The organism is Alphaproteobacteria bacterium LSUCC0396 (genome assembly GCA_041228345.1).
GTDB lineage: Bacteria > Pseudomonadota > Alphaproteobacteria > Puniceispirillales > Puniceispirillaceae > UBA3439.
This window is the reverse complement of the sequence record CP166131.1, coordinates 938,036-951,145: the sequence shown is the minus strand read 5'-3', so window position 1 is coordinate 951,145 and position 13,110 is coordinate 938,036. Positions and strand designations below refer to the sequence as shown.

At 49.3% G+C, this 13,110-nt stretch carries 13 protein-coding genes; 7 read left to right on the top strand and 6 right to left on the bottom strand.

Going from position 1 to position 13,110, the window contains the following annotated elements:
- Positions 1-10: 10 nt before the first annotated feature.
- Positions 11-247, bottom strand: coding sequence for a hypothetical protein (locus tag AB8881_04725; GenBank protein ID XDZ64191.1), 237 nt, complete (start codon positions 245-247; stop codon positions 11-13).
- Positions 248-599: 352 nt separating this feature from the next.
- On the opposite strand from AB8881_04725, the gene AB8881_04720 reads away from it, so the two are divergent.
- Positions 600-782, top strand: a complete 183-nt coding sequence (locus tag AB8881_04720; protein ID XDZ64190.1) for a hypothetical protein — start codon at positions 600-602, stop codon at positions 780-782.
- Positions 783-983: 201 nt separating this feature from the next.
- Positions 984-1,688 (top strand): RraA family protein, encoded by a 705-nt coding sequence (locus AB8881_04715; GenBank protein ID XDZ64189.1) that lies wholly within the window; start codon positions 984-986, stop codon positions 1,686-1,688.
- Positions 1,689-1,733: 45 nt separating this feature from the next.
- Here the strand turns inward: AB8881_04715 and AB8881_04710 are convergent, their stop codons facing one another.
- Complete coding sequence (locus AB8881_04710) at positions 1,734-2,765, bottom strand: 5-methyltetrahydropteroyltriglutamate--homocysteine methyltransferase (GenBank protein ID XDZ64510.1); 1,032 nt, start codon at positions 2,763-2,765, stop codon at positions 1,734-1,736.
- A gap of 239 nt (positions 2,766-3,004) precedes the next feature.
- Here AB8881_04710 and AB8881_04705 point away from each other — a divergent pair, with 239 nt between their 5' ends.
- The 4 genes from AB8881_04705 (at position 3,005) to AB8881_04690 (ending at position 6,179) form a co-directional block, all read left to right on the top strand.
- A complete protein-coding gene (locus tag AB8881_04705; protein XDZ64188.1) occupies positions 3,005-3,238 on the top strand; it encodes a hypothetical protein in 234 nt (77 codons plus the stop codon).
- A 175-nt stretch (positions 3,239-3,413) separates the two neighbouring features.
- Complete coding sequence (locus AB8881_04700; GenBank protein ID XDZ64187.1) at positions 3,414-3,761, top strand: cytochrome c; 348 nt, start codon at positions 3,414-3,416, stop codon at positions 3,759-3,761.
- A gap of 180 nt (positions 3,762-3,941) precedes the next feature.
- A complete protein-coding gene (locus AB8881_04695) occupies positions 3,942-5,207 on the top strand; it encodes an FCSD flavin-binding domain-containing protein (GenBank protein XDZ64186.1) in 1,266 nt (421 codons plus the stop codon).
- 162 nt (positions 5,208-5,369) lie between these two features.
- Entirely contained in the window at positions 5,370-6,179 is an 810-nt protein-coding gene (locus AB8881_04690) for a DUF3108 domain-containing protein (protein XDZ64185.1), read from the top strand.
- An 18-nt stretch (positions 6,180-6,197) separates the two neighbouring features.
- Here the strand turns inward: AB8881_04690 and htpG are convergent, their stop codons facing one another.
- A complete protein-coding gene (gene htpG, locus AB8881_04685; GenBank protein ID XDZ64184.1) occupies positions 6,198-8,060 on the bottom strand; it encodes a molecular chaperone HtpG in 1,863 nt (620 codons plus the stop codon).
- A 229-nt stretch (positions 8,061-8,289) separates the two neighbouring features.
- On the opposite strand from htpG, the gene AB8881_04680 reads away from it, so the two are divergent.
- Positions 8,290-9,231, top strand: coding sequence for a histone deacetylase family protein (locus AB8881_04680; GenBank protein XDZ64183.1), 942 nt, complete (start codon positions 8,290-8,292; stop codon positions 9,229-9,231).
- A 117-nt stretch (positions 9,232-9,348) separates the two neighbouring features.
- Here AB8881_04680 and AB8881_04675 read toward each other — a convergent pair whose 3' ends face one another.
- Genes AB8881_04675 through AB8881_04665 form a run of 3 tightly spaced genes read right to left on the bottom strand, consistent with a single transcriptional unit; the run spans position 9,349 to position 13,109 of the window.
- Entirely contained in the window at positions 9,349-10,269 is a 921-nt protein-coding gene (locus AB8881_04675) for an alpha/beta hydrolase (protein ID XDZ64182.1), read from the bottom strand.
- A gap of 41 nt (positions 10,270-10,310) precedes the next feature.
- Positions 10,311-11,591 (bottom strand): RNA polymerase subunit sigma-70, encoded by a 1,281-nt coding sequence (locus AB8881_04670; GenBank protein ID XDZ64181.1) that lies wholly within the window; start codon positions 11,589-11,591, stop codon positions 10,311-10,313.
- Positions 11,592-11,600: 9 nt separating this feature from the next.
- Positions 11,601-13,109, bottom strand: a complete 1,509-nt coding sequence (locus AB8881_04665; protein ID XDZ64180.1) for a tripartite tricarboxylate transporter permease — start codon at positions 13,107-13,109, stop codon at positions 11,601-11,603.
- Position 13,110 lies beyond the last annotated feature (1 nt).

Below are 13,110 nucleotides of genomic sequence, written 5' to 3'. Positions count from 1 at the left end.
GGCAATCACCCTAGCGGTAAAGTGTGATGAGTGCCCAGATCAGATAGAGCGCCGCCAGAAAGGTGATGATCATGTGGATTTTGCTGATACGAAAATCATCGCCAAGCCAGCCTTTTTTTCGGCTTTTTTCAAGCTGTGGCTGTGCGGGTGTTGGATCTGGTGCGCCGGTAATTCGTGTTTTTAGCCTGATGAAAACCGCGTATAGCGATACGATCAGAATGGCGAAGATAATCAGTTTGCCAATCATTGGCGCTACCCTCAATGTGACCCAAGCCAAGACATGCCGCCGCAAATTATCAGCAGAAACAAATACCGTTATAACATGGCTGACCATCAATCCCTAGAATCATATTAGCGCGGGTATATTTGGGGCCAGTGTTTTGATTCGGCCGGCAAGGGTGCGCCAAAACATCGCAGTGATTGGCTCTTCACATTTGTCAGTTTCAGGCCTAACTACTGCGCAACGAGCTGGTACCAGCCAGACTCAAATTACAAACACTCAACAATAACTGGTTTTTGGGAGCAATGATGCTCGTTAAAAGGCGTGTCCTTTTCGCGAGACTGTTATGTGCGCGTCAAAGACCTGTCCGGAGATTAAAATGTCAGTTACAACTGTATATCAAACAACCTGCCGCGCATGTGAGTCAATCGAAGCTGCGGTTATGGCAAGCCTCGCTTTTGTTGCCGATTTCTTCACTGTTGCCAGCGTTGCAACCAAAGCATCAAATGCCGCAATGTCTGGTGATTTCGATGAAGCAAAACGGATTATCGACACGCTTTAATAATACCGCTGAAACGCAAGGCAATCCACGCCACATGGTGATGTGACCAGGCTCTCTTTGCGGTTTCATGGTATCGATGAAAAACCCGTACCCGCCTGTCTTGGCCGGTACGGTTTTTTTATGCCGAGGTGAATAAAATCAATCCCTTTTTGGAAATCTTTGATTAAGATCATGCAAGTGAACCTGAATTGGGAGATGTAAATGGGCGCCGCGATAACCGCTGATGACCTTGCTGTTTTAACGCAATGGGATACGCCGACAATCTGCAATGCGCTTGAGGAAATCATGCCTGAACGGCGGGGATATGGCTTTACCACCACGCATCTGTTCAGCCTTGATCCTAGCCTACCACCAATTTGTGGTTTTGCGCGCACCGCAACCATTCGGGCGGCTGAACCATCTGACGAAAGTGCTGCTAAAATGGCGGCCAAACGCGCCGCCTATTACGAATATGTAGCGGCAGCACCGACGCCGACCATTGTTATCATCCAGGACATTGATCCGCAGCCAGGGGTTGGGGCATTCTGGGGTGAGGTGCAGACCAATATCCACAAAGGGCTTGGCGTGCTTGGCGCGGTGACCAATGGATCTTTCCGCGATGTGCCGGATAGCGCGCGCGGCTTTAATTTGATTGGCGGTAAGGTCGGGCCTAGTCATGCCTTTGTGCATCTTGTTGACATAGATTGTCAGGTGACGGTGCATGGGCTGACCGCAAAAACAAATGATATCATTCATGCTGACCAGCATGGTGCGGTATTCATTCCACCATCTTCAATCGCACAAATACCGGCTGCTGTTGACCTGATCAGCCGACGCGAGGCAGTTATTCTGGAAACGGCAAAATCACCTGATTTCACCGTTGAAAAACTGAAAATAGCCATGGGGCAAATGAAAGATATCCACTAGTCCCCAACCGGGCTGACTAGACCGTCACACCATATCCGTCACCGGCTATTTCACTTCGGCGCGCACGATTGCTGCGCCGTCGACCATTGCCTTTAATTTACCATAGGCGACATCACGCGGCAGATATTTCATCCCGCAATCAGGCGCGGCGACAAGCCGGTCAGGGCTAACATAACGCAATGCCCCACGTAATCGTTCGGCCACAATTGCGGCTGTTTCGATTTCGTTGGTTCCCAGATTTAACACGCCATACAAAAATTTCTTGGATGGTAATTCGGCCAGAATTGCTGGGTCGAGATTTGGTTGTGCCGCCTCGACAGAAATATAATCCGCACGGCAGGCGTCAAGCTGTGGCAAGAATGTATAGCCAATAGGTTTTTCCTTCACCACATAGGCATAGCCAAAGCACAGATGAACAACGGTTGGACCGTCAACCCCGTCTAGCACCTGATTTATCGCATCAACACCATATTTATCGGCCTCTTCGGGATTGGCCTGCATATAGGGCTCGTCAATCTGAATAACATCTGCGCCAGCCGCTTTAAGGTCGCGAATTTCGGCGTTTACCGCCTTGGCATAGGCGCTAATCAAAGCCTCTGTATCATGGTAAAATTCGTCTTCGGCCAGTTTTGCCATGGTAAACGCACCCGGAATGGTGATCTTGATTGGCCGGTTGGTATGCGCGCGCAGATAGGCAACGTCATGCACCTGCACCGGATGTTTGCGTTTGATCTCACCAGTAACGCGCGGCACAGGGATCATGACATTGCGCCGATTTGGCACCAATGCTGGATTGTCAAGATCAATGCCCGACAGCGCATTGGCGAACCGGTTGAAATAGCTCTCGCGGCGGATTTCCCCGTCCGACAGAATGTCGATGCCGGCGCGCTCTTGATCATGTATCGCAGTCAGAGTCGCGTCATCCTGCGCCTCGTCTAGCGTATCAGCGTTAATCTTCCAGACCTCGCGCATTCGAACCCGGGGCGGCCCTTCGCTTAGCAGTTTTTCCTTATCAACAAGCCATGATGGCTGCGGGTAACTACCAACGAGAGTGGTCGGGATCAATTTATCAAACATCATGTTATCCTTGGCATAATTCTCGATTAAGTCATGGCTGATGGTGTGCGTTTAAAGGGAGTGTGCACCAGGCCGGAAAATGGGTGGCTACAACAAACAGCGCCTTCCAAAAGGGGATGATCAGCATTTGCATCATGATTGCTGCCGCGAACAAACGCCCCCAAGGAATGCACCATGAAAGAATGTAACCGCGAAAACTATTAACTGGACAAATGATGAATGCAACTAATGATAGCGTTGTGGGCAATAAAATTCGAAAGCGCGCCTTATTTGCCGCGTTCAGCTATGCAGGGGCGGCAACCAGTACTGCCACGAAGATGAAGGCGTGGCTGCTGCTCAAACGGGCCATGCCGGCGGCAAATGATCGTGACCTTGGTGGTGTGATTAATGTAATCAACCCGCGAATAATCAAAGGTGCTGCCATGGATTTTCTGAAATTTACGGATGATGGACTCGCTGTCATCCGGTTTTGATTTTGCCAAAGATTCACCCTCTTACGCATTCAATTATTTGTCACTATCGCGCAATTTGCCGAATTTCTCAATGTTCTCAATTATTGAATTCATGGCAGCAGAAATCTCATCCTTGCCATGATCTAGTTTTTATAGTTTCATCCATATAACAATTCTAATGCCAAAAGGTTAGCTAATGAATAAAAGCGCCCCCAATTCTCAATTTGGAGTATTTTGTTTAGCTCTATTGTTATCGTTCGGCCTGGTCTATCACGCTAAGGCGGACGTCGGCCTTGCCGAACAGATTGCCAAGGCCGACGTGGGGTATGGCGAATATCTGGCAGGGGAATGCGTTACCTGCCACCGTAACCAGGGCGCCGGCATTCCCAAGATCAACGGTATTGAAGCCGAAACATTTGTGACTATTATGCAAGCCTATCGCAGCAAGGCACTGAATAATAACGTCATGCAAATGGTGGCGGGGCGGCTAGATGATGAGCAAATTATTTCCCTTGCCGCTTATTTTTCATCCTTGCCTGAATAGTGAACAAAGCCCATGTTAAATGCTGATGTCGTCCGATGTGTGGAAAGAGAAAACAAAATATAGCGTTTTCTATTTGTATTTTTACAAAATAAATGATTTTCTAGTTCTATCCGGCTTGGGATACTAGGTTAAACGGCATAGTTCTATCAAAAATTGATCATAAAAAATGGGGAGGTTTGTATGACAACAATATCACGACGCGGGTTTGGCGGCCTGTTTGGGGCATCAGCTCTTGGCCTTGCTATGCCTTCTCTGGCTTTTGGTGCAACTCCAAAGGTTGTTGTAATAGGCGGTGGTGCTGGCGGTGCAACTGCTGCGCGCTATATCGCAAAGGACTCAAAAGGTGCGATTGACGTTACGCTCGTTGAGGCGTCAAAGCGCTACTACACGTGTTTTTTCTCGAATCTTTATATTGGTGGTTTCCGTAAATACGCCTCGATAGGACACAACTATTATGGCCTCGCAGTAAATAACCGTATCAATGTTGTGCATGAGTGGGCTGCATCGGTTGACGGCGCTGCAAGAACGGTGACGTTGGCATCTGGCGGCAAGCTGTCTTATGACAAACTAGTATTGTCGCCCGGTATTGCGCTAAAATATGATAGCATCGCTGGCTATTCGCCGCAGGCTCAAGGGCGTATGCCGCATGGTTGGACATCAGGAACGCAAGCGCAGCAAATTCGCAATCAAGTTATGACGATGAAAAAAGGCGGGACATTTGTAATGGTTGCACCGCCAAATCCATACCGCTGCCCACCAGGACCATATGAGCGCGTATCGATGATTGCGCATCTTTTGAAAGAGCGTAACCCTACCGCGAAAATTATTGTGCTAGACCCCAAGGCAAAATTCTCCAAGATGGGGCTGTTCACAGCGGGTTGGGAAAAACACTATTCAGGAATGGTTGAATGGATCGGCCCGGAAGCTCACGGGGGTATCAAATCAGTTAATCACGAGACGATGGAAATCGTCACTGATCTTGACACGTTTAAAGCTGATGCGGCGTGTGTAATTCCAGCAATGCGTGCCGGGGTAATTGCTCAAAACGCAGGTGTTACCGATGGTGATTGGGCGCCAATCATTCCGGCTACCATGGCGTCAAAGGCTGATCCTAATATATATGTTCTCGGCGATGCTTCTGTAGCTTCTGCGATGCCGAAATCCGGCTTTTCTGCGAATAGTCAAGCAAAGGTAGCGGCAAATGCAATTCGCGGTGAATTAACCGGAAGTAGGGTTTATGACGCTCGCTTTGCCAACACTTGCTGGAGCCTCATCGCGACCAATGACGGGGTTAAGGTTGGGGCAAATTACAAAGCTGGGTCAGAAAAAATTGATGTGGTTGATAAGTTTGTCTCACAAGGAAATGAGAGCAGTGAGGTGCGTAAGACAACCTATGAGGAGTCGATTGGTTGGTACAGCGGTATTACCACCGATATGTTCTCATAGAATATCAGCTAGAAATTTGAAGAAAGCCGGTCATCTTGACCGGCTTTTTTTTAAAGATGAAACGGCCTAAAAATGTGCCTCTTTTGCATGAAGTGGATGAAGCCTGGATGATTGTCATGATCAGTAGTAGTATATTCCTGGTTTGTTTGCGAGGATTAGAGAATGCGTAGCCTTTTGGTGCTGGCACTATTCGGGTTTTGGGCAGGCGCAGCAGTAGCGGCACCATATCAGTCAACGACATTGGTCTATGATGTTAGCTGGGGAAATATCCTGCTCGCTAAGAGCAAGCTCGATTACCGCTTCGGACCAGATAAAGCGCGTATTTTGGCAAGTGCTGGCTCTAGAGGGCTGGCAGTGATATTCAGCGAATTCAAAAGCAATGCCGAGGCTGAGCTGGTTTTAGCAGGGGGTAACTGGCAACCAAAAACCCTGATGATGGAGCGCCTTTCTGGGGTTGATACCGTGAAAAGCCGGGTGATTTGGGACTCTGCGTCAAATGTTATTTCCGAGACCCGCATACCCGACCTGGATCTGGACGAAGTCTATCCGCTTAGCGATCAGATGCGCGTCGGTGTAATCGATCCCTATAGTGCGGTTCTGCGGTTGATCAATCAAATTGAGGCCGACGGGAATTGCACCGCAAGCTATGAGATCTATGATGGTCGGAGGCGTAGCCGGATCTCTTTTGAAACCATCGGCGCGGTTGAATTAACCAAGGCACGCCCGGACGAATACGAAGGCAGCGCAATGGCCTGCCGTGTGCAATTTATTCCGATAGGGGGACACCGGATCGAGTCAAAATGGCGCGGAGATGACAAGCCTGACAATGACCGTTTTAAGATGTTTTTTGGCCGACCATCTCAAGGCCAACTCGTACCGGTCCGCATCGAAGTCAAAAGCTGGATTGGCAAGATTATCGGCAGGCTGGATATGGGTAAAATTGAGATGAAAAGACCAGCCCAGAAAGGCTAGGCCGGCCGCCGTTTCTGATTAACCCGCAAGCGCCTTTTGCATCACATCCGATAGGCGTCTGGTAAAGTCGCGCGGGTCAATAATCGCCTCGCCCTCGGCAACCAATGCAGTATCTAGAATTAATTTGGCAAAATCATCCGATCCTTCAAATTCGCCGGTCTCCAGCTTGGCGTTCAATGATTTGATCAATGGGTGTTTTGCGTTTACTTCAAGGATTTTCGGCATACCCTTAAAGTCGGGATTGTGCATTCGCATCATCCGCTCCATTTGCTGATCCATGCCATTCTCGTCGGCCACAAGTCGGGCCAGACTGGTTTCCATATTTGCCGAGCTACGTACATTCGCGACACTGCCTTCAAGCACGTTTTTGATCTTCGCAACAAAAATGTCCGACAGAGTTTCATCTGGCTGGTCATCTTTCTGCTTGGCTTCACCAATATCCGATAGATTCACCTCGCCTCTGGTGATTGACTGAAAAGTCTTGCCAGCGAATTGCTGAATGTTGGATAGCCAGAAATCATCGATCGGGTCGGTCAGGAGCAAGACGTCAATATCCTTTGCCTGAAATGACTCAAGATGCGGGCTCAGCCGGGCGCGTCCTGCATCATCAGCCGATAGGTAATAGATCACCTCCTGATTTTGCGCAAACCCGTCAACATATTCCTGAAGCGTAATCATCTTGTCGGTCTTGGTTGACCGGAACAGACAAATCTCCAGCAGCTTTTCACTATTAGCCGAATCTTCATAAAGCCCCTCTTTGATAACCTTGCCAAGCCCATCCCAGAAATTGGCATAATCATCACGGCGTTTTTCCAACGCCTTTTTCATCTCGCTAATGGTGCGTTTGACTACCGCCTTGCTGATTTTTGTGACGGCGGGATTTTGCTGTAACATTTCGCGGCTAACATTCAGATCAACATCGGGCGTGTCGATAATACCGCGCAGGAACCGAAGCCATTTTGGCACAAGCCCCTCATAATCATCCGTAATGAAAACACGGTTTACATAAAGCTGCAGTTTCGATTTGCGTTCTGGATCATAGAGATCAAACGGCGCAGATGACGGGATGAACAGCAAGTTGGTAAATTCAACCGCGCCTTCGGTCTTATTATGAAGTGTGATGAAGGGCTTGTCATAAGCTGAAGCTACAGCATGGTAAAATGATTTATATTCATCCTCGGAAATTTCTTTGGCTGGCCGCGTCCACAGGGCAGCTGATGAATTTAGCTGGTCAGCCGCGTCATCCTTGCCAATCCAAAAAATAGGTTGGGCAATGTGATCGGAATATTTTTTAACCAGATGCGCGATACGTTCCTGCTCAAGATACTCCTTAGCGTCATTGCGCATATAAAGAATAACGCTGGTGCCGGTTTCATGACGATCTGCATCAGTAATGCTAAAACCGCCCTGGCCGTCACTGGCCCATAGATTTGCAGATTTGGCGTCATGTTTCTTCGATAATACTTCAACCTTGTCGGCCACCATAAAGGCGGAATAAAAGCCAACGCCAAACTGTCCGATCAGCTGGTCGGTCATTTTATCGGCATCTTTGGTTGTTTTGGCGGCTTCCATAAAGGCCTTGGTTCCAGAGCTGGCAATTGTGCCAAGCGTCTCGACCATTTCCTCGGCTGACAGGCCAATGCCATTGTCGCTTATGGTAATGGTCTTGTCCTTTTTATGAACGGTGATGGTGATTTTTCCATCGAAAGTATCGGCGGCACTGCCAGCAGTGATGATCTCAAATTTCCGCTTGTTGATGGCATCTGATGCGTTCGAGATCAGCTCACGCAGGAAGATTTCTTTTTGCGAATAAAGTGAATTGATCACGATGTTCAGAATTTTTCCGGTATCGGCTTCAAAATTGAATGTTTGGGTGGTCATAGATTGCTCCTTGGTATTTCAACTATATCGGCTATCTCGATGCGCTACCGATTTAAGAATTTGGCAGTTAGATTTCAAGGTAAAATTGAGATGGAATTTACCCTGAAAGCAGGATTGCCATGAGTGCGTTTTGAGACCTTACGATCCGGCAAATCTATGCTAAGCTGAATTAAAAGATATGGTAACCCTTTGGTGGATTACTATCCATCCCGATTGACAGAAATGACCGATGAAACCTGCCCTGATTACGCATGAAATATCATCTCGCCATGATGTGCCCGCAGGTCATCCTGAACGGCCGCAACGCTATGCGGCAATTCTCGAACATATTGGTGATGGCTATCAGTCATGGAAACGAGTTGCCGCGCCAATAGCGTCACGCTCCCAGCTGGAATTAGTGCATGGTGATGCCTATCTCGACATGGTGTATGACGTAGCTGGCGAGGCTGATGAACCGGCACCGTTTGATGCGGATACATGGGCCAGCAAGCGCGGTTATGAATGTGCTTCCCGCGCTGTTGGCGGGGCCTGTCTTGCGGTTGATATGGTTATGGATAATCAGGCCAGCACCGCCTTTAGTTTGATGCGGCCACCCGGTCATCATGCCGAGCCGGATAAGGCCATGGGCTTTTGTCTGTTTTCCAGTGCTGCGATTGCCGCGCGTCATGCGCAGGAAAAATGGGGGGTAAACCGTGTTGTGGTGCTGGATTTTGACGTCCATCATGGTAACGGAACGCAGGCCTGTTTCTGGAATGACGGCAGCCTGTTTTATGCCTCGTCCCATCAGATGCCGCTTTTCCCAGGTACCGGAGCTTATGAGGAAACCGGAGCCTATCAGAATATTTTCAATCTGCCGCTTGCTTATGGCACCGGAGGCAGCAGTATCCGGTCTGGCTGGCGTGATAATCTTTTGCCTTCCATCATTGAGACAAAGCCTGAATTGATCATAATTTCGGCCGGATTTGATGCGCATGAGGCCGATCCCCTTGGCGGGTTGCAGATGAGTAGTGAAGATTTTGGCATTTTGACCAATGATATTATTGACGCGGCAAAAAAGGTGGCTGAAACGAGTGGCGCGATGCGGTTGGTCAGCCTGCTCGAAGGTGGCTATGACCTAACCGCTTTGGGTGAGAGCGTGTGCCAGCATATGACCGCACTTGAAGGTGTCTAGCCGCTAGGGGGCGGCAGCCGGCTATCACGAATGATCGGCAACCACGATTGAAATAACAAAAAAGGCCAGCTGGACCTGTTCCGCTGGCCCTTTTTCAATATGGTGGATGGTTGTTGCTTACCGATAGACTGGTGCTGTGCGGCCGAGAAATGCTGATAGAATATCATAGACCATCAAATAGTTTTTCTGCTGGAAACTCGCATGAGAAATGCCTTCCATGAAGGTGAATTGCTTGTCAGGATTTGGCAATTTTTCAAAAAACTTCAGCAAATCCGGAACCCCAGCGATACCGTCATACTGGCCCCGTAAAACAATTGTTGGAACGGTTATCTTATCCGGGTCCACAAGCGGTAAACGCGAACACATATCGATATAGGTGCCGTTTGGCATCGAGTCATCAAGTGCGCAAATCGCCTCGGCAAAAGCATCAACAACCTTTGGCTCAACGCAGTCGGGATGATCACGGTTAAAGATTGATTGCACAAACGCATAATCAATCGGGCGCCGATTTGACTCAAGAAACTGCGGCAGTTTTTTTGTCCGGTCGGCTAGCGTCGGGCTGCCTTCACCTGTCCAGACGAATGCGTCAAGCGCCAGCCGTGCAACGCGTTCTGGATGACGCTCGGCAAATGTTGCGGCGCGCAATGCGCCGGATGAAATGCCATATACATGCATCGGGCCACAATTCCGATAATTCTGGATATAGGCGCTGGCGGCTGCCAAATCATCGGCACCATTGGCGATGTCGCAGGTGATGTCGCGATGCTTTGATGAACGGCCATACCCCTCCATGTCAACGCACCATGTGTCATAGCCCAATGTTGAAAAATAATTCATTGCCGAGCTGAATGGGCGCCCATCGACATGAAGATCAAAGGTTGGCTGTGATGCCATGGACGAGCCGTGCACAAACAGGATTGTTCCCTTTTTTTCCGTGGCGTCAGGCAAAAACTTGTTCCACATAAATAGCTTTACATCACCTTTTTCAGTCCAATGTTCTTCGCCGACAACAGCGCTTTCAAGATGGGCATTTATCATTGATTTTCCTTTTTTGGTTAAGTCTGCCGAGGTATGGGCACTCAGTTGTTAGGCAACGTCATGCGCAAGATTTCCAGTCCGCCATTGCGGTCGAGAAGATAAATAAAGCCTTTGTCATCAACGTCGACATCGTTGCTTTGCGGGCTCTCATGCCCAGCGGGGGGAAGCGGAATATAATGCGCCACCTCGCGTGGCTTGAACGGGTCGGCGATATCAATCACCCGCAATCCGCCTGAAAACCAGGTCGCATAAACTAGTGTGGTGTCGATCTTTTCACGGAATTGATGCGCGCCAAAGCGGCCCTTGGCACGCGACCAAGGCGAGTCCATCTCGCTGACATCAAAGGCCGATAATGCATGGATATTATCGAGGTCGGTGATGTCAAAAATCCACAAAAAGCCGTGCAGCAGGCCGGGCGTGTGATCGTGTTCTTCATCAACAACAACGGCAATCCGCCGACCATCAATCAATTGCTCGCATGGCAAAACGGTGTGGGTTGGCTCAGGGAAAGGGGGGTGATAATTATGCGCTGCAAGGGTTTTGGGATTTTTAATGTCCTTGACGTCGATCACCTGAAAACCCGCATACCAGACAGCAGCCCACATTTCATCACCAACTCGCAATGCGTGATGCAGCCGGTTCTTATAGCCTGACCATGTCGGCGTCTCGCCTGCGGCAAGGTGCTGACCCGGCATATGCCAGCGAGAAACCTCAACCGGATTGCTGGGATCGGCAAGATCATAGATAACCAAAATATTGCCGACATAGCCCTCCATTTCGGTCGAGATATAGGCGTAATTCTTATCCATATCAAACCGGTGGGTGCCAAAGCCATGCGTGCGAACATAGGATAATAGCTTTGGCTTTGAGCGGTCAGAGATATCCCAAACGCGAAAACCGCCATCGTGATAGCCATTGGCAAGGAAATGATCAATATCAGCAATCTTTGCCACCGGAACACCAAGCGCCTCAGCAAGTTCGGCGTCGCTGGCCTCACGCCCCAACTCATCGCGCAACTGTTCGCGAAGGGCCGGTAGCCGCTCTCCTCGCCGTAAAAGATGTCGCTGCGCCTGCTCGACATTGGTAATCATGATATCACCTGCAACCCTTACTTTATGCGTGTGGGATAGATGATCATCGAGTTTAATTTCGGCTACGATTTTGGGATTATATGGGTCTTTGACGTCAATTATGGTGGTGCCATCTGGCGCATCCATGTGACCAATATAGGCATATCCATCCTCTACCGTAACCTGCCCGCCACCGGCGATGTCCACTCGGGCAATTTGTTCGATATTTAACGCGACTGGTTCTGTTTGCATGAAATCTGCCTATTCAACGGTTTTGGAGTGACGCCGACGTTTGAAAAATGCCGGCAAGATTAAGGTTATGACGAGCGCCGCCCACAAAATATTGCCGAGTGATGACGAGAAAAGCACCATTGGATCACCGTCAGACATTTTTAATGCACGAAGCATATACTGCTCGAGAAGCGGGCCGAGGATCACACCAATTAAAATTGCTGCAACATGATAACCGGTTTTGCGAGCAATATATCCAACGATGCCAAAGGCAAAAGCCAGATACATATCAAACATATATTCCCGCGGCACAAATGAACCGACAAGCGTAAAGGCGATAATGATTGGTGACATGTAGGTGGTCGACACCATGGTGACCCGCGACATATAGCGTGACATCGGCAAAATAGTGAAGGCCATCAAAAGATACGTCACCAACATCGCCATAAACACGCCATAGCCCAGCTCTGGCCGTTCGACAAACAGGCGCGGGCCGGTAGGCACGCCTTGATATTGCATTACCACCATCATTATGGCTGCTGTGGCACCGCCGGGAATGCCAAGCACCATCAGTGGTATCAACGTTCCAGCAGTTACCCCATTATTTGCTGCCTCAGGAGCGATCAGCCCCTCGTAATGTCCTGTACCATAGGCGTCTGGTGTTTTAGAAAAGGTTCGTGATTGCTGATAGGCAACAAAGGATGCGATGGCAGCGCCAGCGCCTGGAATGACGCCGATAATAAGCCCTATCATGCTTGTCCATGTGACATGATACCAGCGCTTCAAGGTGATGCGAACGCCCTTGATAGTCTCTTTCCAGCTGGCATTATCCACATTCTGGACGTTGCTTTTTGACAAGATTGATCCGCTTTCGATAACCAGAAAAGCCTCGGAAATCGCGAACAGGCCAACAAGAGCAGGGATCAAAGGCACGCCATCATAAAGCTCAAGAAAGCCCATTGTGCCACGCGGGGTAGCATAAACATGGTCGGCCCCGATCGAGCCGATCATCAGTCCGAAAAAGCCAGCAATCAATCCCTTGATCATGTCCTTTGCTGCAACTGATGCAATCAGTGAAATGCCAAAAAGCATCACCACAATCATTTCTACGCTATGCATATAAAAGCCAACACGCGCCAGCCAAGGCATAGTCACAAGGGCAATCGCAGTGGTAAGAACACCGCCGATAATTGATGACACAAAGGAAATCGACAGCGCGCGTTGCCCAAGCCCCTTTTTTGCCATTGGATAGCCGTCAAGCGGGGTTGCCGCAGCGCCAGCTGTCCCCGGAATATTGACCAAAATAGCCGGAATACCCGCGCCAAGCCGTGACGAGCAATAGAGCGCAATCATAAAGACAAGCCCGACCTCGACCTCCATCATAAAGGTAAAGGGCAGCAGGATGATGATTGTGTTGGCCGCGCTGAACCCAGGAATTGCACCAACAATGAGACCAAGCAGAATAGAGGGGACGATAACCCACCACATCCCCATTATATGGAAAAACAGATCAATGAAAAATGCGAGATTAACGTCCATG